This window comes from Nitrospira sp. ND1 (assembly GCF_900170025.1).
Lineage (GTDB): Bacteria > Nitrospirota > Nitrospiria > Nitrospirales > Nitrospiraceae > Nitrospira_A.
Genome location: NZ_FWEX01000006.1, coordinates 3,090,469 through 3,110,014, shown reverse-complemented (window position 1 = coordinate 3,110,014; position 19,546 = coordinate 3,090,469). Strand labels below are relative to the sequence as shown.

General features: G+C 59.6%; 17 protein-coding genes and 1 pseudogene. 8 read left to right on the top strand and 10 right to left on the bottom strand.

The features are described 5' to 3' along the window. Nucleotides 1-274: 274 nt before the first annotated feature. The 9 genes from NSND_RS19325 to NSND_RS19285 form a co-directional block, all read right to left on the bottom strand. On the bottom strand, nt 275-1,369 hold the full coding sequence (locus NSND_RS19325; RefSeq protein ID WP_080880544.1) for an ABC transporter ATP-binding protein: 1,095 nt from the start codon (nt 1,367-1,369) through the stop codon (nt 275-277). Beyond that, nucleotides 1,354-2,028, bottom strand: a complete 675-nt coding sequence (gene modB, locus NSND_RS19320) for a molybdate ABC transporter permease subunit (protein ID WP_080880940.1) — start codon at nt 2,026-2,028, stop codon at nt 1,354-1,356. The genes NSND_RS19325 and modB overlap by 16 nt, the downstream gene beginning before the upstream one ends. A 78-nt stretch (nt 2,029-2,106) precedes the next feature. Next, a complete protein-coding gene (locus tag NSND_RS19315; protein ID WP_080880543.1) occupies nt 2,107-2,310 on the bottom strand; it encodes a TOBE domain-containing protein in 204 nt (67 codons plus the stop codon). Nucleotides 2,311-2,394: 84 nt separating this feature from the next. Next, entirely contained in the window at nt 2,395-2,727 is a 333-nt protein-coding gene (locus NSND_RS19310; RefSeq protein WP_080880542.1) for a hypothetical protein, read from the bottom strand. A gap of 7 nt (nt 2,728-2,734) precedes the next feature. Continuing rightward, the gene (gene modA / locus NSND_RS19305; protein ID WP_080880541.1) at nt 2,735-3,496 is read right to left on the bottom strand and encodes a molybdate ABC transporter substrate-binding protein; all 762 of its coding nucleotides are present in this window, start codon (nt 3,494-3,496) and stop codon (nt 2,735-2,737) included. A 12-nt stretch (nt 3,497-3,508) separates the two neighbouring features. Further along, nucleotides 3,509-5,254, bottom strand: coding sequence for a porin (locus NSND_RS19300; RefSeq protein WP_080880540.1), 1,746 nt, complete (start codon nt 5,252-5,254; stop codon nt 3,509-3,511). 105 nt (nt 5,255-5,359) lie between these two features. After that, entirely contained in the window at nt 5,360-6,010 is a 651-nt protein-coding gene (locus NSND_RS19295; RefSeq protein ID WP_080880539.1) for a hypothetical protein, read from the bottom strand. A 39-nt stretch (nt 6,011-6,049) separates the two neighbouring features. Then, nucleotides 6,050-6,829 carry a molybdate ABC transporter substrate-binding protein gene (modA, locus tag NSND_RS19290; RefSeq protein ID WP_159450897.1) on the bottom strand — a complete coding sequence of 260 codons (780 nt, stop codon included), beginning with the start codon at nt 6,827-6,829 and terminating at the stop codon, nt 6,050-6,052. Between the two features lie 47 nt (nt 6,830-6,876). Beyond that, on the bottom strand, nt 6,877-8,106 hold the full coding sequence (locus NSND_RS19285) for a substrate-binding domain-containing protein (protein ID WP_143833632.1): 1,230 nt from the start codon (nt 8,104-8,106) through the stop codon (nt 6,877-6,879). A 187-nt stretch (nt 8,107-8,293) separates the two neighbouring features. Between NSND_RS19285 and NSND_RS19280 the strand changes: the two genes are divergently transcribed. The 8 genes and pseudogenes from NSND_RS19280 (at nt 8,294) to NSND_RS19245 (ending at nt 16,791) form a co-directional block, all read left to right on the top strand. Next, entirely contained in the window at nt 8,294-9,913 is a 1,620-nt protein-coding gene (locus tag NSND_RS19280) for a hypothetical protein (RefSeq protein ID WP_080880536.1), read from the top strand. Nucleotides 9,914-9,949: 36 nt separating this feature from the next. Continuing rightward, the gene (gene modA, locus NSND_RS19275) at nt 9,950-10,774 is read left to right on the top strand and encodes a molybdate ABC transporter substrate-binding protein (RefSeq protein ID WP_080880535.1); all 825 of its coding nucleotides are present in this window, start codon (nt 9,950-9,952) and stop codon (nt 10,772-10,774) included. Continuing rightward, nucleotides 10,771-11,502: a hypothetical protein gene (locus NSND_RS19270; protein WP_080880534.1), complete on the top strand. Its 732-nt coding sequence runs from the start codon at nt 10,771-10,773 to the stop codon at nt 11,500-11,502. Before modA (NSND_RS19275) ends, NSND_RS19270 begins: the two co-directional genes overlap by 4 nt. 30 nt (nt 11,503-11,532) lie before the next feature. Continuing rightward, nucleotides 11,533-11,835, top strand: coding sequence for a DUF2325 domain-containing protein (locus tag NSND_RS19265; protein WP_080880533.1), 303 nt, complete (start codon nt 11,533-11,535; stop codon nt 11,833-11,835). Between the two features lie 42 nt (nt 11,836-11,877). Next, nucleotides 11,878-12,903, top strand: a pseudogene (locus NSND_RS19260) (sulfate ABC transporter substrate-binding protein). Nucleotides 12,904-13,126: 223 nt separating this feature from the next. Further along, nucleotides 13,127-14,713, top strand: a complete 1,587-nt coding sequence (locus NSND_RS19255) for a sensor histidine kinase (protein ID WP_159450896.1) — start codon at nt 13,127-13,129, stop codon at nt 14,711-14,713. Nucleotides 14,714-14,717: 4 nt separating this feature from the next. Beyond that, a complete protein-coding gene (locus tag NSND_RS19250) occupies nt 14,718-16,076 on the top strand; it encodes a sigma-54-dependent transcriptional regulator (protein ID WP_159450895.1) in 1,359 nt (452 codons plus the stop codon). Between the two features lie 112 nt (nt 16,077-16,188). Next, entirely contained in the window at nt 16,189-16,791 is a 603-nt protein-coding gene (locus tag NSND_RS19245) for a pyridoxamine 5'-phosphate oxidase family protein (RefSeq protein ID WP_080880530.1), read from the top strand. A gap of 38 nt (nt 16,792-16,829) precedes the next feature. Here NSND_RS19245 and NSND_RS19240 read toward each other — a convergent pair whose 3' ends face one another. Then, on the bottom strand, nt 16,830-19,229 hold the full coding sequence (locus NSND_RS19240; protein WP_080880529.1) for a Tex family protein: 2,400 nt from the start codon (nt 19,227-19,229) through the stop codon (nt 16,830-16,832). Nucleotides 19,230-19,546 lie beyond the last annotated feature (317 nt).

The window sequence follows — 19,546 nt, the reverse complement described above, 5'->3', positions numbered from 1 at the left end:
CCGACCTCTTTCACAGGCAGTGACCAACGCACGTGCAGGATGTTCAAAAAGGCCGTCCAGCAAGGCCGCAGCAATGCGAAGCGGCGAGGCCACATTGTTCTTACCCGCCCTACCCCGAGCTTGCCGAGACAAGCTCTTTTCCCGTGAGCGGTACGTTGAGCCGCTGAGGTTCACGACGCGCGGAATAACGCGCGTCACGTTTGTGAACGCCGCCGAGCCGGTGAGGCGGCAGTGCCTTGCGAGAACGAAGCTGGCGGACTTTTTCAACGTCCTGCTACTCGCTCTGCCTTGACACCAGGTGGACCGAACCTGCTTTGATCGCGGCCACGACTGGAACGCCGGATGACAACCCGAACTCTTCGACCGTCGAACGAGTGACCATGGCGACAAGGGGAAACCCACAATCGATCGTCACTTGCGCCAATGCCCCGAGCACCGTGGCCGAGACGACGGTCCCGGCCAGATGATTCCGCGCGCTGCTCGCGGTGGCTTGCCCACGTTCCAGCACCACATCCTCCGATCGGATACACACGAACACGTCTGGGCCTGCCGATTCACCTTCCACGGCGGTCAACCTGGTCCCGTTCACGCTCACCTGCACCATACCGTCCGAGGATCCGACCACCCGCCCCTTCACAACGGTTTCAATCCCCACGACACGCGCAACATCCGCGTTTTGAGGCCGGCTGAACACCTCGATCGGCGGGCCTACCTGCAGCACGTTCCCTGCACTGATGACCGCCATCACATCGCCGAGGGTGAGGGCCTCAGTCCAATCATGCGTAACGATGATCGACGGCAGCGCCAGCTGTTTCAGCAGACTCCGCAGTTCATCACGCAAGTGCACCCGGGTCGGCGCATCCAAGGCGGAAAGCGGTTCGTCCAACAAGAGCAACAACGGACGAGGTGCCACCGCGCGCGCAAGGGCTACCCGTTGTTGTTGTCCGCCGGACAGCTCCCGCGGCTTCGCCGTCTCCAGTCCACGCAGCTGGAACAGCTCCACCATCTCATCGACGCGCTTTTTGCGATCCTGTGCGGAGAGATGGTGGAGGCCATACCCGATGTTTCCCGCCACCGTGTAGGTCGGGAAGAGCGCATAGTCCTGCGCCATGTAGCCGATGTGACGATCTTGCGGCGCCACCCTGACCCCTGACGCGGTATCCAGCCACGTGCGCGACACAAATTGAATGGTGCCCTCTTCCGGCCATTCCAGCCCGGCCACCGATCGAAGGATCGTCGTTTTTCCGGAGCCTGACGGACCGAAGAGGATTAAGACAGTCGACGCCTCGACCGGATATCGGATCCGCGCCTTGATCGGCGCACGTCCGGGAAACGTCTTCACGAGTTGAATATCTATTTCCGCGGCCATGCTGCCCACACATTACGATTGACCGCATACACGAGGAGCAAGATGGCATATGAGACGACTAAGAGAAAGAGCGCGGTCTTGGCAGCCCCGGCATAATTTAAGGCCTGCACCTCATCGTAGATATCGATGGACACAGTGCGTGTCTCACCCTCCAGGTTTCCTCCGACCATCAAGACGACTCCGAACTCTCCCATCGTATGGGCGAAGCTCAGCACGGCACCGGTCAGCAATCCGGCTTTAGACAGCGGCACGATCAGTTTGAAGAACGTGCCGAGCTTCGACACGCCCAGCGTCCAGGAGGCTTCGATCAACCGCCGATCCACCTGCTCGAACGCCGCAGCGAACGGCTGCACGGCAAACGGGAGGCTATAGAGAATGGAGGCGAGCAGAAGGCCTTCGAAGGTAAAGGGCAGCGGATGCCCGATGAGCTCGTTGTAAAACCGTCCGAGCGGGCTGTGCGGCCCGATGGCGACAAGAATATAAAATCCCAGCACCGTCGGCGGCAGCACCAATGGGAGTGCCACCACCGACTCGACGAGAAACTTCCAGCGCCGGCGCGAAAAGCTCACCCAATAGGCGATCGGGAGGCCGACGATCATGAGGACAAGCGCCGTGGAAGCAGCCAGCTTGAACGTCACCCAAATCGCAATCCAGTTCATGATCTCGTTCACGACCGATACTGTTGTACCGGCTCTACTCCTACCGGATGCTACCGCAGACGGACAGGCGACAGAAGATTATTTTCCGACGATGACGTCGGTCGCCTTCACCGCAACCGTGACGGCATCGCCGACTTTGATCCCCATACTTTTGACAGAGCCTTCGGTAATCGCCGACACGAATTCCAAGTTGCCGACCTTCACCACGACTTCTGCCATTGCCTGGCCATCGGTGATTCGAACGACCTGGCCTTGGAATTGATTTCTCGCGCTGAGTTTCATAGCGTCCCCCTAGTCCGTTTCGGTTGAGGCATTTCAGCCGTTCTGGGTACACTCAGTCACCGCAGGATGGTCCATCGCGACACTCTATTTCCTGTCCGTAGTCCTATCGTCCCCGCCTGACTTACATTCGAACTGAATCCCCCACCGTCGTGTCCCCTCCTCGCCCTCAGCCCCCTCCACACTCGACCCGCTGCTGTAACTTTGCACCTGCCCGTCTTTCACCACGTGGTACCCGGCAGGGCATTTCTCCGCCATGACCTTCAGGGCTTCTCGCCGGTACGGCGATCCCATCGGACCACCTCGCTCATCTTTATAAAGATAGGTCACTACACCGCCCTGGCCGGTTTCATGGGTCAATAACACGGCCTCCGAACAACCGGCGATCAGCACGGCTGCGCCCAATGCAAGCGCAGGCATCCAGCAACTAATTCGGCAGCGTGAATCCATAACGAGTCATGACCTCCTGCCCTTGAGGGCTTTGCATAAACTGAAGAAAGTGCCTGGCCGCGTCCTGCTGTTTCGACTGTTTCATGATGACCGCGCCCTGTTCCAACGGCGGATGGGCCTCAGCCGGAATCAGCCAGTACGAGCCGGCGCTCTTCATGACCGGCGCCATCGCCAGGGACAGGGCAATGATGCCGACATCGCAGGCCCCGGACTCGATGAACTGCGCCGCCTGGGAAATGTTTTCTCCCAGCACCAGGCGATCCTTCACCTCTGCATACACCTGGCTCTGCTCCATGGCCGCTACCGCCGCACGACCATAGGGCGCATGCTTGGGATTGGCAATCGCAATCTTTCTCACCGCCGCGTCTCGAAGCACCGTCAACCCCTTCGACACCTCAACCGGCGACTGCTTCGGCGCCCACAGCACGACTCGGCCCACGGCATACCGGTAGAGCGACCCCGGCACCGTCAGACCGGCCTCCTCGAGTTTCTTCGGATACCCGATGTCCGCTGAAAAATAGAGGTCGAACGGCGCACCCTGCTGAAGCTGCGCGTAAAAATTCCCGGACGACCCCAGCGACAGTTTTACATGATGACCGGTTTGTTTCTCATACTCCACGATCAATTCCTTGATGGCGAACTGTAAGTCGGACGCGGCGGCCACCGCAATGTCATCGACCAATGCTATGGCGGGCCGACACAACAGCACGAACATCACACACAGCAGCAGACGTGCCATAGACGAGGCTCCTTAGAAAAAGATTTGATACTGGATGCGGACGGCATTTTCAATCAACGTTCCGGCTCGTGAATCGAGCGGCACCGTCCCGGAAGGGAAGGTCGCGCCCACCGCCGGCAAAGGAGCGCTCCGCCCGATGGCGAACCCGTCCTGGCCCATCGCGATGTTGGAATAGGTCAACATGATTTGGTGGTCATAGGTCCCGCTGAGAAACCAGTTCAGGGAGACATCCACTTGCTTGATCAGATCGCCGCCGGAGCGAGTATCAGGATCCCACCAGGCGTACCGCGCGGCGACTTCCACTTTTCTCGGAATGAGGTAGTAGCCGGACTGCACGGTCCAGCCGGTCGAATTGCCGAACTCCTGCGGCGAGAATACGGTACAGGGCCCTCCCACCACGGCGGTTTGCATGCAGGGCAGCCCCTTGTTGTGGCGAGTCACATTTCTATACCAATACTCCCCTTGCAGAGAAAAGCCGCGATATTTGAACACATAGTCCAGGGTCCAGGTCGAAAAATCCACCACCCCCTGGCCGAGCATTCGTCCATTGCCCAGCGCCGCCAAGGACCGCCGCACGTGCAAATTCGCCAGATCGATTCCCACGAAGGCGTTGTTGCTGCTCGTATCGATCGAGGGATTATAGGCATACCCGCCGCCCACCGCCATTTGCGGACTCTCCGAATAGGCGAGATCGCCCTCACCGTATCCCGGCCGGCCCATGAGATTCGCCTGGAGTCGCGCCACGTACATCAACTCATTCACATTGGTCCGGAGATTGGCGTTCAAGTTACGCGTATTCGTCGGACACCCTGCCGGTGACGGAAAGGGATTGCCTCCGGTGGCGCCGCCCGGACACCCCACCGTCGCCTCTTCGCTGTTAAATTGAGCGAACCGGTTGACCAGGGGGCCCACACCATTAAAGACTCCCAGGTAGTAGTTGATCGGGTAGACCTCTTCATCGTTCATGATCGTGAGTCCCACATCCCGGCGATTGATGCCGCTCGCGGTAAAGGCATCCATGACCAGGGCACGACTCGCGAACTGCATGGAAGCGGTCGAGTTGATCTGCGACCGGTTAAAATAGACTTTATACTGACCAACTTGGACATTCATCCACGGGAGATGAGTGCTCGTCACATTCATATCCAGCACGGACAAGGCACCCGGTGACTGGGCATTCTCCGCCGTTTCCCCCGCCAATTGAATGTAGTATCTGAAATCCGGGCTAAACAGGTGCCCCATAAAATAGAGACGCGCAATCCGCAAATTGAACGTGGAGGACTGGTCGATGGACCGGTTGGCCCGGTAATCTCCGAAGACGCCCAGCAATTCGGGAAAATTCTTGGAGTCCCCGGATTCGCGGTAGGCGTCATTCCGGTATCGTTGCGTGTAGCGAGTCGCAAACCTCGCACGGATCTTGAGAAAAAACGCGTTGTCGTTCATCGATAAATTGAATCCGCGATCGTACCAGGCCCGAAAACTCGGCTGAAGGAGATAGGCACGCTCCTGTGAAGCCCGCACCACCCCGTCATATTCCTCCTGGGTGATCGTGCCCTGCTTCACAGCCCGCTCCAACAGCAGCTTCATCGCCGGATCCATACTCTCCACGAACACATATCGCCCGTCTTTCTCCACCAACCGACCGGCCTCGGCCGAGATCGCGTCGGTCGAATGGAACAGACTCAGGCAACACAGCAAGAGCCCCAGGCCCACACCGGATAGGCCGAAGCTGGAATACGATCGAATGAGTAGTGACACGGGTGACGCCATCCTTTGCATCTCAGGTCCTCCGCACAGGCTCTCGCCCACACAATGATGTGATGATGGAACAGGGTTCCGCTGAATTGAATCGGCCCCGGCGGTCTACGGCGGCGGGAGCGTTTTGAGAAACTCCCGATAGTCCACCGCGCGCGAATGGGTCTTGGAGTCGGTGAGATAAAAACGGCCCGGTTCGAAGTAGAGGAGGTAGGTATTGGGCGGAGTCCAGGGAGTGGGATAGTTGTAGTCGTAGGCGTCTGACTTTTCGACCGGTTGTTGCGTATGGAAGTAGTCCATCGTGATATGTAGATAGTGCTCACGAACGGCCAGCCAGCCTCCGGTCACGTCTCGGCGGTACCGGGGATTCATGCCTGGCGCGAACACCTCAAACTGGACACGCTCTTCCGGTCCCACTTTTTGCAGCGCCGTGGCAAGGTGAGGCGCCAAGACTTCTACCTCATCCTCACGAAAGACCTGGCGTGGAGGCACCTCCTCGGCAAACCAGCGAAGCGGCAGACTCTGCTGCTCCCGCAAAGACAATCCGCGAAGAATGGCCGCGATATATGGCGGAGGGATCTCGACCGGATGCGAGTATCCGGCCGGCGAGACTTCGGCCTGAAGCCTCACGGCCACCCGTTGATCTTCATGCACAACCGTTTTGGTATAAGGCAGCCTGGCACATCCTCCCAGGACCAGAATGCCGAACACCACCATGCACAGATTCAGCAACCCTGTATGTTCACTTGATACCCGCATGACCATCCTCCAACTACTGACTCTCACATTGAGCACGCGCTACGGCTTCGTCGGCACGCCATACCCGAGCCGCTTCAAAATAGTGCCGGCCTCAGCCGACTGCACATAGGCAAGAAAATCGTCGCACAGCGTACGGTTCGGACAATATCGCTCCATCGCCATCGAATGAAGAATCGGACGCCCCTCCTTCTCCGATGCCACCGCGACCACTCGAACTCGATCGGCCTTTTCCACTGCGTCCGGGCCGAAAATAATCCCCACGTCGGCCTGCCCGTTCAGCACATGGTCCACCACCCCGCGGGCATCCGTCGCCACATCCATCCGGTCGTTCAAGACGTCGGCAATCCCCAATGCCTTGAACAGATCACGGGTCTTTTGGCCCAACAGCGTCATATCCGGATCCGCCACGGCCACGCGCATACGCGTGTCGCGGGCCATGGCCACGAAAGACAGAGGCGCCTCGACCAGCGATTCAGGGACAATCATCACCAGAGAGACGGTGGCATAGGGTCGTTTGGAACCGGGCAAGACATAATATTTTTGCTGGAGGCGGGTAATGAGTTCGTCGCCGCCCGGTGCAATGAGGTGGATCGGCCCCGTGCCGATGAAATACTGCCCCGTCGGGCTATTCTCCATACCGGCGATCATCCGGCGAAGATCCAACCCGGAATCAAAATACAGCTTCACCTGTACATCTGGATGGGCGGCTTCATAAGCCCGCGTCAGCGCCTCAAGCGGTGTGGCAAGACTCGGTGAAGCGGCGATGACCAGAGGCTCGGCAGACACACAGGGTGCGGGGGTAAGACTCAGCAGACCCATAAGGAAGGCAGCACATAACAACAGTGGTTGTGAGCGGTACTGACGTTTCATGACCGTAATGCGTGGACCGTCCCGGTTTGACTCATGTCATACCCGCCGAGCGCATCGATCTCCGTTCGAAACGGGCGACTGACGAGAATGTTGAGAAAGCTCTCGATACTCGGATGGTCGTTGATGTGCACGCGAGGAATCACGAGATCGTACCGGGCCTGTTGCAACGGAAGGAATTCCAGGCCGAACAGTTGCGCCGCCGCGCGAACGCCGAGCCCCACATCGGCATGTCCCTCGGCAATCGATCGTGCCACCTGAAAATGGGAGCGGGCGATGGTTGCGTACCCGGCGACACTCTCGGGAGTCATACCGGCCGCAATGAGCTTCTGATCGAGGAGAAGCCGGGCACCGGCGCCGGCTTCACGATTGATGAATCGAATCTCCGGTCGTACCAGATCCTCAACGCCACGCACCGATTTGGGATTCCCGGCAGCTGCCAGGAGCCCCTCTTCCCACACCGCAAAGGTGACCACGAGATAGTCGTTCCCTTTCAGGTGGCGGCGCAGATAGGGCAAGTTAGACTCTCCGGACTGCGCATCCACAACGTGCACGCCCGCAATGTGCACCTCTCCCCGCTTGAGCGCTTCAATTGCCGCGGTACTGCCGAGATTCCATCCCACCACAGTGCAACTGTCCTGATGCCGCCGGAGATAATCACCGGCCAGAAAGACCGAGGGGTCACAACCAGCCACGGCTATCTCCTGCTCAATGACACGGCGGTCCCGAAGCAGGCGGACCTGCACGCGACGCGGTGAAGCGGCGGCTCCTGTCCGGACCCCACGGGAGGGAACCAGAAGGCCGTCTGCGGGGACCGCATAATTGAGCACCTCTCCCAGATCGACGACGGGTCGGACAATGTATCGCGCGCCCACCCGCGCGACCTTGACGCGAACGGCTTCCTGCGGCGTCTTCTGAACCGTTGCGGAGTCCGACCATTGACCCTCAACGATGTCTTCTTGAGGAAGCAGCCGGAAGAGATCTTCCACGCGGCAGCCCAGAGCATCCGCAAGGCGGAGCGCTACGGCTGTAGTGGGAAGGTATTGATTCGTTTCGATGGCATGGACGGCTTGGCGCGTAATTCCGGCTTGCGAGGCAAGCTCGACGCGTGACAAACCCTTGGCTTGGCGTGTCGGGGCCAAGAGATTCTCTACCTGAATGGACTGTTCAGCAGCGGGCGCCTTCTTCATGACGGGACGAAAAATGACATAATGCTTTACCTGAGTCAAGTATTGATTTCAGCAAGGAGAAGTATTTCATGGGCACATAAATTATAATCATAATTGTTGATAATCTTACATAACTTGATGTATTTAATTTCTCACCGGAATATAGATATTTAATAAATTCTATATGAATTAACATTTTACAAGATATCAACGGTTCTGAATATCACCAACTCGGAGGTTAGATCAGATGAGAGCCTACACTTTTTTTGGAATTGCCGTGGTGGCCGGCAGCTTGATCGCTGGAACCATCACCTCCGTTCAAGCGGTCGAGGAAGGCCAGCTGGTTAAGAAGGATGGGAAGTGGAAGTACTATTCAGGCGAAGACCCGGGGCTCAAATACCTTTTCTTAAAAGGCATCATCACCCAGGAAGAATACGATAAGGGCCTGAGAGTCCTGGAGACCCGGGAACAGATTGCCAAACCCAACTACAGCATCGACGTCAACAACGGGCTGAACTTCCGCGTGGGGTCGAAATTCTTTTTGAAACTGCGCTTGCTCACCCAGGTTCGGTACAGCCACAGCGCCTACAATGGGGGATGGGGCACCGTCGGCGATTCGAGAAATCCCGAGATCCTCGGCGGTCAGGTGGAATACCGAGCCGTCAGTAAGCAAAGCGACTCCAACCAGTTCAGCGTGCCGCGCGCCCGCCTTCAGTTCCTGGGCTACGCCTTCGATCCTGACTTTCGCTACAACATTTCCTGGGCCTTCGATCAGACGACATGGGATCAAGAGGGAGGCAGCGGACGTGCGGGCCTCCTCGACGCCTACATCTCGTCCTGGCACATCCCCTGGTTAACCATCCAGGCAGGTCAGCAGCGCGTCTGGTTCAATCGCGCCACGATCAGTTCCATGGCAACCTCAACATTCGCGGACAATCTGATTGTCCAGAACGCGTTTGCAGCCAATCAACAGGGAAGCCGCGATATCGGCGTCAGCATTTCCAGCGATGAAGACCAGTATAAATTCAACTATACCTTCGGAATCTGGGGGGGAGTCGGTGCCAACCTGGCACGAGAAGGCACGGCCGTCAGCCAAGCGCTTCCCAACAATTCAAGCCTTCCGACCGCCCAGCGCCGTACATTCAATTACGACACCCGCATTCTGACGGGCGAGATGATGTATACGGTCCGTCTGCTGTACAAAATTTCCGGCAATCCCGGGTATGGCCAGGGAGATATTCTGAATTCACGCACGCCGCAGATGGCCATCGCCTTCGGCTATGCTTACAACCCTGCCCAAAACTACCTGAGTTCGATCCGCTCGGATATTACCGATCGCGCCTACCGTCAACGTGTCACGAAAGCGTACAACGGACGTCTGCTCGGCGGTGGCATCTGGGATTTTCAAACCTATGAAGCCGATTTTATCGCGAAGTATCAGGGCTGGTCCTTCCAGGCCGAAGGATACTATCGCCACCAACGGGTCCGGAACGCCGATTCCGGAACAATCCCGTTCGATCCGGTCACCACAACCGTGTTAGGCCCGGCCGTCAATCTCGGCCAGGCCTACGGTTGGTACGCCCAGGTGGGCAAATACATCATTCCACGAAAGCTCGAGGTGGCCGTACGATATGGATTTATGGATCCCTCGACTCAGCAGGTCGATGATCTGGTGAAGGAGTTCGGCGCTGCGATTAACTACAGTTTCGACGGTACCTATAACAACCGGCTCGTCGTCGATTACTCCAACATCACCCTGGGGAGTGGCGGCCGCGCCCCGGACCGGTTCCCGTTCGAGAGCCAGCCGGGATTCGGACGAGACCTCATCGAGAATCGAATCAATGTCCAATATCAGTTCTTTTTCTAGACAACCTGAACACGCGACAGTCACGGGAGGACGATCATGACACGACGAAACACATTCTTCGGCATCTGGCTCTTCTTCAGTATGCTGATCGGCATCACCGGAGTGGTGCCGTCGGCGCAGGCCCAGCCGGAGACATTGACCATTGCCGCCGCCAACAGCTTAAAAGACGCGCTCAGAAAAGTGCTGCCACGATTTGAGGCCGAGCACCCTGCCATCAACGTGCGGGTCATCTACGGCCCCTCACAAAGCCTCCGCAAGCAGATCGAAGAGGGCGCGCCGGTCGACATTTTCCTACCGTCGCTCTTTGACGAAATCGATCAGCTCGAAACGAAGGGGCTGATCATTCAAGGCACCAAACGCGCCTTCGCCGGCACCTCGCTGGTCCTGATCACCGGGGCCGCGCTTCCGGCTCCGGTGCGGACGATCCATGACCTCGAAACCGTGCCCGTCCGGCGAATTGCGATCGGCGATCCCAAGACGTCATCGGTGGGAAAAGTCGCCGCTCAGTTTTTGAAGTACAGCAAACTCGAACCCAAACTGAAGTCCCAATACGTCTTCGGCGAGCACTCGCGCGCGGTGCTCGATCTCGTGGCCAAAGGCGAAGCCGAAGTCGGCGTGGTGTATCGCACCGATGCCGCCTCTAACGACAAGGTTCGTATCCTTGATACGGCCCCAGTCGAATCCCACACGCCGGTCCGCTACGGCGTCGCAGCCGTATGGACGGCGAAGAACGTTTCCGGCGCAGGCGACTTCATCGAGTTCTTGCTCGCGCCCCAGACCCAAGCCCTTTTTCAGGAATACGGATTCGATCGTGTCACGGGAGACGTCGGTCTCGTTCAGCGGCAGGAGGTGAAACCATGAACGGCATCCGGAACACAGCACAGCAGGCACATCCTTTGTCGAAACGGGTGATGCTCGCCCTCATCGGACTGACCTTGGTCACCGGTTGCGCCGGCAGACCGGTCACGCCGCCGAAGACCATCTATCAGTCGGGTCTGAGCGAGGTGCGAGTGGAACAGGATCCGGACTCGACGGCCAATGCGCATCCCGCCGCAGTGACGGCAACCGAGGTCGGAACCCTGCTCCGTGGGGTCCGCGCATGGGAGCGGCGAAACGTCATTCATCGGTTGTTTGTCGGGGAAGCGGATCGCACGAGGGCCTTCCGGAACGAAGAAATTACCGTCTTGGCGCCGCCTCTCGCGAAGGGCCTCGCACAGGCCGGCCCGACGGAGAGGGTGTACTTCCACCTGAGCCAGGCCACGGACCAGGGGGATGAAGAAACGACGACCGGCTGGATCTCCATCAGAGGTCCCATCCTGCACCTCACCATCAGCGGGGTACATGACCGGCACAGCCCCGGTCCCGATATCAGCAAATACGATCGGCAACTGCCGAATATTCCGGAAGCATCTGCCGCGCACGATGTGACATTCGAGCCGGAGGAATTTCTGGTCAAGGTCAGTTCAGGCAGCCGCCTCTTCGCCCCCGATCAACGGGAAGAGCTCCAGATCCGCTATCGAGAGGCGCTGTCGTCCATGCCTGTACAGCCAGGGCTGGAACGCGGAAGCGAGAAGCATTCACAACCCTAGTGCCATCCGGCATGAGAGAAAGGACACCCCATGGCAATCCTGGTCGTCGGCGGCGATTCGGTCAGTGCCATCACAGAACGGGCTTACGCCGGCGGCCACGGATGTGTCGAACATTGGAGTGGACGCAAAACCAGGGATTTAATGAGGTCGATTCCCAAGGATACGGAAGCCGTGGTGCTGGTGCTGGATCGCGTGAACCATACGTTGGCGAGGAAGGTCCGGACCGAAGCGTCACGCCGCGGCCTTCCCGTCTTTTTCCAGAAACGGGGGCGCCAAGTCCGGGCGGCCGGTGACCGGCCGCTCGACCTGATGCACTGGCTCGACAGGAAGTAGTCAGCAACTGATTTTGTACGGATCACTGGAGTGATTATCAACATGAACATCAAGCCCCTCACCGGCCTCACGGCACTTGTATCATTGTTCGCAATCCTACCGGCGATCGCCGGCGCCGAGACCCGAGAGCTCCTGCTCGCAGCCTACAGCGTGCCGAAGGAGGCCTACGAAAAGCGAATCATTTCCGCCTTTGTCCGGCAGTGGAAGCAGAAGACAGGAGAGACCATTCAGGTCCGGAGTTCATTTGCCGCGTCCGGTGCGCAGGCACGAGCCGTCGTCGGAGGGCTCGATGCGGACATCGCCGCCCTGTCGTTGGAGAGTGACCTGCAGCAGTTGGTGAAGGCCGGCCTTGTGATGCATGACTGGAAGCAAGGTGCCCAGAAAGGCATCGTGACGACATCAATCGTCGCACTGGGTGTCCGCAAAGGAAACCCCAAGGCCATCCAAGGCTGGGAAGACCTCACCCAGTCAGGCGTCGAAGTCCTCTATCCGAGCCCGAAAACATCCGGCGGTGCGATGTGAGATGTCATCGCGATCTACGGAGCCGGCCTCAATCACGGGAAACAACAGGGTCTCGCCGGCCCCGCGCTGGATCAGCATGCCGTCGATCTTGTCAGGTGCGTGCAACGACACGTCAAGGTCATGGACAAGAGCGGGCGCGAATCGGTGACGACGTTTGAGCGCGGCGTGGGCGATGTCATTGTGACCTATGAAAACGAATTACTGCCGCGGATCAAACAAGGCCGTCCTTACGAGTTGATCTTTCCGGCCGAAACAGTCGTGGTCGAAAACCCTATCGCGGTGATCGATCGAAACGCCGACCAGCACCATGTGCGGGATCTGGCCGATGCCTTCGTCTCGTTCCTCAACGGGGAAGAAGCCCAACAGGCCTTTGTGGAATTCGGTTTCCGGCCGGCGAACGAGGCCGTCGCCAGGGCCTCTGCATCTGCCTTTCTCCATCCACCGCATGTATTTACGATCGAAGATCTCGGAGGATGGGATCGGGTCTTCGCCGCACAGTTCAGTCCGCAAGGAGCCTGGACGAAAGCGGTGGAGGAAACACGATAGCCGCGGATTGTCCAACTATTCGAAACGCGTGGCGCGCGCATGCACCTGTGTAGAAGCGGGCCACGCCATCTTCCCGCCCGTCTCGGAGGCAAGTCTTTCGAACAGCGGTTCATTGGCGGACATACACGGAAGGCGATGCCGTCCGTGGCCGCCTATTCGGCATGAACCTTACTGGCACCACACCAGTCACTGTGATACCGTAGGCCCTCACCACGAGGCCTGCATGCGCTGGCTCCACGACCGCTCGATCGGACAAAAATTCTTCATCTCCTTCGGAGTCATCCTCAGCCTGCTGGCCTTGAGCCTCACAGCGCTGCTCGTGTACCTCAGTCGCATCAACAGCTATGTGGACCGCCACAAACGCATTACGGTCCCCGCCATCGTGACCGCGGCCACCATGCAACGTTCAGCCTATGAAATGAACCTCACGCTGCATCTGTTTCTGGAGCAGATCACGAAGGCCGATGCGGCCGACACCCTTGCCCGGCTCAGCCGCCACGCCGAACAGATCCGCAGTTCCCTCGACCTGTATCGTTCCACCCATGCGGCCCGCACCCACCCGATTCTCCTGGGCATGCTGACCCAGCATCAACGCATGGATCTCGCCGACCAGGAAGATCGCGCCATCGCCCGGATCGATCTGATCCTCCAGGAGCTGTCCGCCTTGTGGCAGACCGCGCTCACCGGACCTCAGCGCGCCGGCGTGGCACCCTCACCGGTCGCGAAGACCGACGGCCTCATCGTGGAACTGATGAACAATCTCGACCAACTGGTCGCCGCCCATCGGGATATCGATGTGGAAATGAAAGTGGAAGGCGATCTGTTGCTCCAACAGGCGCGGCTGATTGCGTTAAGCCTGGTCGCCGTGCTCGGTCTGGTGATCACCGTCATCTATGTCTCCGTCAATCGGCAGATCGCCAAGCCGCTCCAACGTCTCTCCGTCACGGCCGACCGTGTCGCTCACCACGACCTGACCGCGCAATTCGAATCCTGGCCCGGCCGTGACGAAGTCGGCACCTTGGCCGCCTCTCTCTCATCCATGGTCACCAGCCTGCGCGAACAGACCGCCGCGACCGCCCGGAAGACCAAAGAACTTGAAGCGTTTACCTATTCCGTCGCGCATGACCTCAAAGGTCCGTTGAGGGAGATCGAAGGGTTCTCCTCCCTGCTGGAAAAACAATTCGCCGACGGCGGCGACGCGCAGACCCGGCACCAGATCGATGTGATTCGCCGCTCCGCGCTGCGCCTCACCCATATGATCGACGCGCTGCTCAAATATTCCCGCCTGGAGCAACAGGACCTGCCTCGTCAGCGCTTCAATGTGTTGGAAATGATCACCACCCTCCTCACCGACCGCTTCAACGGACTCCAGGGCCCGAAGCCGAAAATCCAGGTCGCCTTGCCGTTTGCCGATCTCTACGGTGAACCGGTGAGCATCCGTCAAGCGATCGCGAACCTCCTCGACAATGCAGCGAAGTTCTCCCGCCACGCCTCACCGCCGACCATCACCATCGGCGGCACCCGGATGGAACACGAACGCATCCTGTGGGTTCAGGATAACGGGATCGGCTTCGACCCGTCTCACTACGACAAGATCTTCGGGCTCTTCGAGCGGCTCCACAGCCCACAGGAATACGAGGGCACGGGCGTGGGCCTCGCGATCGTGAAACTCGTCATGGACAAACATGACGGCCGGGTCTGGGTGGAATCCGCTCCCGGAGCGGGCAGTAAATTCTATCTGGCCTTTCCGGAGCGCGCCGAATCCGTCGTCGACCGGCCATCCTCTTCACCTCATCCTGCTTCAGCGTGACCTCATGACCATGGAACACATGCGCGCCCTCATTGTCGACGACGAAGAATTTGTCCGTCTCGTCGTGGAACAGGCGCTCCGCGAGGAAGGCTGCGACACGCAGACGGCGGGTGGCGGGCAGGAAGGCCTCGATCGACTCCGTACGGCCTCCTTCGACTGCGTCATCACCGATCTCCGCATGCCCGGTCTCGACGGCCGGGCGATCTTGCGCTGGGTGAAGGAGCATCAACCGGACGTCGATGTGATCGTCCTGACCGGCCATGGCGACGTCAAAGACGCCGTGGCTGCGATGAAAGACGGCGCGTGGGATTTCCTCATCAAGGACACCCCGTTCGACGGCGCGGCCGTGAAGGCCGCTCTCGCAAGACTTCGCACGGTGCGGGAACTTCGCCGCGAGAATCTGGCGGCGCGGCACGGCGGGTATCGCCAGGACGCGATCGTCGAGGGGACCAGCCAGGCCTGGCGGACGGTGAAGACACAGATCGCGCAAGTGGCGCCGTCGCAGGCCCCGGTGCTGATTCAGGGGGAAACCGGTTCCGGGAAAGACGTGGTCGCGCGGCTGCTGCACGCGCACAGCCGTCGGGCCGGCGGACCCTTCATCGCCGTCAATTGCGGAGCGGTGAGTCGAGAGTTGCTGGAGAGCGAGTTATTCGGTTACGAGAAAGGGGCGTTTACCGGCGCCGCCCAGGCGAAACCCGGACTGATCGCCGCCGCCGAAGGCGGCTCGTTGTTTCTCGACGAGATCGGCGAAATGCCGGGACCGATGCAGGTCAGCCTGCTGCGCTTTCTCGACCGGAAGGAATACCGTCCTGTCGGCAGTACGCGCACACTCCGGGCCGATGTCCGGATCATCTGCGCCACGAATCGGGACATCCAGGAACTCGTGCTGCAAGGCCGGTTTCGAGACGATCTCCTGTATCGTATCAACACGGTGACGCTGCATGTGTCGCCGTTGCGCGAACGACCGGAGGATCTTGCCGTGCTGGCCGATCATATTCTGCACCACCTTCGCATCCCGGGCACCGCAACGAGAACGCTCAGCCCGGAAGCCCTCGCACACCTGGCGACCTACCGCTGGCCTGGAAACGTGCGCGAACTTCGCAATGTGATCGAACGCATTGTCCTGATGAGTCCGAACTCCGGACCGATCACCAGCGAAGAAGTCCTGCAGGTGCTCCCTCGGGCGGCATCGGCATCATCACCCGACGACCGGTCGCACCTGCCCCTCGACGAGATCGAACGCCTGCATATTCAACTGGTGCTGGAATCCAGCGGCGGCAACAAAACCAAAGCCGCCCAAACCCTCCGGGTCGACTACAAAACGCTGTTGGCAAAACTGAAGAAGTACGCAGGCGGGGGCTAAGCGGGTCTTTGTACACTTCTCCACGACAACACTCATCGACAGCGCCAGCGTGCATGAGGGACAATCACCTCTGCAGCACCGTCTTAGACATCTTCCACAAGGAGCGTTCGATATGACCAGGCCGGGATCATCAGGCGAACAGCGCGCACAAGAGCGATTCGGCACCTCGGCTCGCGCGGCAGCATTTTATGCCCACCAAACCCTGCCCCACCTGAATCCACAGATGCAACAGTTCATCGCACGGATGGACATGGTCTTCATTGCCACCGCCGACGGGAAGGGTGCGTGTGATTGTTCCTTTCGAGCCGGCGAACCGGGATTCGTGCAGGTGCTCGACGAGAAGACGCTGGTCTACCCGGAATACCGGGGTAACGGGGTGCTGGCGAGTCTGGGGAACATTCTGGAGAATCCGCACATCGGGTTGATGTTTCCCGACTTCTATCAGAGCACGGTCGGGCTCCACGTCAATGGAACCGCGCGTGTACTCAACCCGAGCGAAACGGAGAGCCTCTCCCAGCTTCCGGCGCGCATCGCCGAAGCCGCTCACATCAAGGGCGGGCGCCACCCCAAGGCGTGGGTCCTCATCGGCGTGGAAGAAGCCTACATCCACTGTTCCAAGCATGTGCCGCTCCTCAAGCGACTGGATAAGCAGATTGCTTGGGGCAGCGACGACGAGCAGGCCAAAGGCGGGAATTTCTTCAAGGTCACTCCCTGAGCCACTCACCAGCGCGCCGGAGGCGAGCAGGCCGCTCGCTACTTTTTCTCCTTGGCGCGGGCCAGGGCCAGTGCAAATGCCCCGATGGGCTGAGGCTCACGGGATCCACCCCGCTGCTGATCGGCGGGGCGTCGGTCGCGCGTGTCACGCGGCCCTCCGGCACGGGGATCAGGCTGTGAGGCCGGCGTCGCGGCATCCTCCATGCGCATGGTCAGCGAAATCCGCTGTCGCGGTACATCGACGGCCAGCACCTTCACCTTCACGATCTGGCCCGGTTTCACGACTTCATGCGGATCTTTGACGAACTTGTTCGCCAGCGCAGACACATGCACGAGGCCGTCCTGATGCACGCCGATATCGACGAATGCGCCGAAGGCCGCGACGTTGGTCACGACTCCTTCGAGCACCATCCCGGCTTGCAGATCGGCAAGCGACTCGACGCCGTCCCGGAAAGTGGCCGTCTTGAACTCCGGACGCGGATCACGGCCTGGTTTTTCCAGCTCCGTGAGGATATCGCGCACCGTCGGCAGACCGAAGGTCTCGTCGGTGAATTCCGCCGGCGAGAGTTCCTTCAACGCGGCCGGTTTGCCCATGACCTCGGCAATGCCTTTATTCAACCGCGCCAGCATGCGCTCGACCACCGGGTAGGCTTCCGGGTGGACGGCGGAACGATCCAACGGGTTGTCGCCGTCGTTGATGCGCAAGAAGCCGGCCGCCTGCTCGAATGTTTTTTCGCCGAGGCGCGGTACCTTGAGGATCATGTGCCGGTTCTGGAACCGACCGTGGGTGTCACGGTACTCCACGAGGTTTTGCGCCAGCACGCGATTCAAGCCGGATACCCTCGCCAGCAACGGAGCCGACGCGGTATTCACGTCCACACCCACCGCATTCACGCAGTCTTCGACCGTCGCATCGAGCGATCGCGCCAGGGCACGCTGATTGACATCGTGTTGGTACTGGCCCACGCCGATTGATTTGGGATCGATCTTGACCAGTTCGGCCAACGGATCCTGCAACCGTCTGGCAATCGACACGGCGCCGCGTAGACTCACATCCAGCGCTGGAAACTCCGCGGCGGCAAAGGCCGAGGCCGAATAGACGGAGGCGCCGGCTTCACTTACCACAATCTTCGCCAGTTTCTGTTCCGGTTTCTGCTCCGCCACCAGCTTGACGACTTCGGCGGCAAATTTGTCGGTCTCCCGGCTTGCGGTACCATTGCCGATGGAAATCAATTCGACACCGTGCCGAAGCACCAACTGGGTGATCGTCGCCAAGGCCCCCTGCCAATCGTTACGCGGTTGATGCGGGTAGATCGTCGCCGTGTCCAGCAATTTCCCGGTCGCATCCACAACCGCCACTTTACAGCCGGTGCGGAGACCAGGATCGAGACCGAGCACGGCCTTCGGACCGGCGGGCGCCGCCAGCAGCAGCTCATGGAGATTACGACCGAAGATCTTGATTGCCTCCGCTTCGGCGGCTTCGCGCACCTGCAGCAACAGCTCGGTGCTCAGATGCAGATGCACTTTCACGCGCCAGGCCCAATAGCAGACATCGGTCAGCCATTTGTCGGCACGGCGCCCGCGATTCTCAATACCGAAGTGGGCGGCAATCATCGCCGCGCAGGGATGCGGCACGATGGCTTCGAGACTTTCCCCTAACCCGAGGTCGAGCTTCAACACACCCAACGTGCGGCCGCGAAACATCGCCAGGGCACGATGCGAGGGAATGGTACGGATGGTTTCTGAATAGGCGTAGTAATCGCGAAACTTTTCTTCTTCCGCCGTTTCCTTGCCGGGCATGACCGTGGAGGTCACAATGCCCTCGTTCCACAATTTTGTGCGTAGCGTCGCGAGCAGCTCAGCGGTTTCAGCGAATCGTTCGACCAGAATATCGCGGGCGCCCTCGAGCGCCGCCTTCGCGTCGGGTACGTTGACGGCTTCGACGCCTTCCGCTGCAGCTACCACCTTGACATACTTGGCGGCTTCCTGGTCCGGATCGAGCGTCGGGTCGGCGAAGAGCGCGTTCGCCAATGGCTCCAGTCCGGCCTCGCGCGCAATCTGCGCCTTGGTGCGACGTTTGGGTTTATAGGGCAGATAGATATCTTCCACGGCTTGTTTCGTCGCAGCCTGCTCGACCGCCCGGCGCAGCTCGTCGGTCAATTTCCCCTGCTCGTCGATCGACGCGAGAATCGTCTGCCGCCGCTCTTCCAATTCACGGAGATACAAGAGGCGCTCTTCCAGGGTGCGCAGGTGCGTGTCGTCCAAGTTGTTGGTGGCCTCTTTGCGATAACGCGCTATAAAGGGCACCGTCGCTCCACCGTCCAGCAACGTCACCGCGGCCGCAATCTGCGGGGCGGTCACGCCAAGTTCCTTGGCGATGAGATCGACGATGCGTTGCTGGGCTGCGGATGAAATGGTCGGTGTCGTTGGAGAAGTCATAGGTACGTATTGGGCTTTCCGAAAGCGAGATCCGGCCGGAGGCGACCCTCCCGGTCTCAGCGGCTTTCTTGTGAGATGAATTCGAAGACTTGGCCGGCGCGACTCCTATGATCGTTCGCACGGGCCGACGGGGAATCTAGCAGAAGATTCGCGCAACTTCCAGGCCGGATGCGCGGCCACTCATCTCTCTCCACCTGGGAACAGATGCGGAGGTTTACGACACCCTGCGGAACCAACCGGCATCCCCTCATCCAACATGGTATAGTTCGACCCGTCACAACACAGGACCATCGCGAATCGGGTCGGGCCCCTGTCAC

Coding starts and splice junctions, on each gene's coding strand:
- NSND_RS19245 (WP_080880530.1), top strand. CDS start 16,189: ATGACCAGGCCGGGATCATCAGGCGAACAGCGCGCACAAGAGCGATTC.
- modA (WP_080880541.1), bottom strand. CDS start 3,496: ATGGCACGTCTGCTGCTGTGTGTGATGTTCGTGCTGTTGTGTCGGCCC.
- NSND_RS19250 (WP_159450895.1), top strand. CDS start 14,718: ATGACCATGGAACACATGCGCGCCCTCATTGTCGACGACGAAGAATTT.
- modA (WP_159450897.1), bottom strand. CDS start 6,829: ATGGGTCTGCTGAGTCTTACCCCCGCACCCTGTGTGTCTGCCGAGCCT.
- NSND_RS19310 (WP_080880542.1), bottom strand. CDS start 2,727: ATGCCTGCGCTTGCATTGGGCGCAGCCGTGCTGATCGCCGGTTGTTCG.
- NSND_RS19240 (WP_080880529.1), bottom strand. CDS start 19,229: ATGACTTCTCCAACGACACCGACCATTTCATCCGCAGCCCAGCAACGC.
- modA (WP_080880535.1), top strand. CDS start 9,950: ATGACACGACGAAACACATTCTTCGGCATCTGGCTCTTCTTCAGTATG.
- NSND_RS19265 (WP_080880533.1), top strand. CDS start 11,533: ATGGCAATCCTGGTCGTCGGCGGCGATTCGGTCAGTGCCATCACAGAA.
- modB (WP_080880940.1), bottom strand. CDS start 2,028: ATGAACTGGATTGCGATTTGGGTGACGTTCAAGCTGGCTGCTTCCACG.
- NSND_RS19270 (WP_080880534.1), top strand. CDS start 10,771: ATGAACGGCATCCGGAACACAGCACAGCAGGCACATCCTTTGTCGAAA.
- NSND_RS19280 (WP_080880536.1), top strand. CDS start 8,294: ATGAGAGCCTACACTTTTTTTGGAATTGCCGTGGTGGCCGGCAGCTTG.
- NSND_RS19325 (WP_080880544.1), bottom strand. CDS start 1,369: ATGGCCGCGGAAATAGATATTCAACTCGTGAAGACGTTTCCCGGACGT.
- NSND_RS19295 (WP_080880539.1), bottom strand. CDS start 6,010: ATGCGGGTATCAAGTGAACATACAGGGTTGCTGAATCTGTGCATGGTG.
- NSND_RS19255 (WP_159450896.1), top strand. CDS start 13,127: ATGCGCTGGCTCCACGACCGCTCGATCGGACAAAAATTCTTCATCTCC.
- NSND_RS19315 (WP_080880543.1), bottom strand. CDS start 2,310: ATGAAACTCAGCGCGAGAAATCAATTCCAAGGCCAGGTCGTTCGAATC.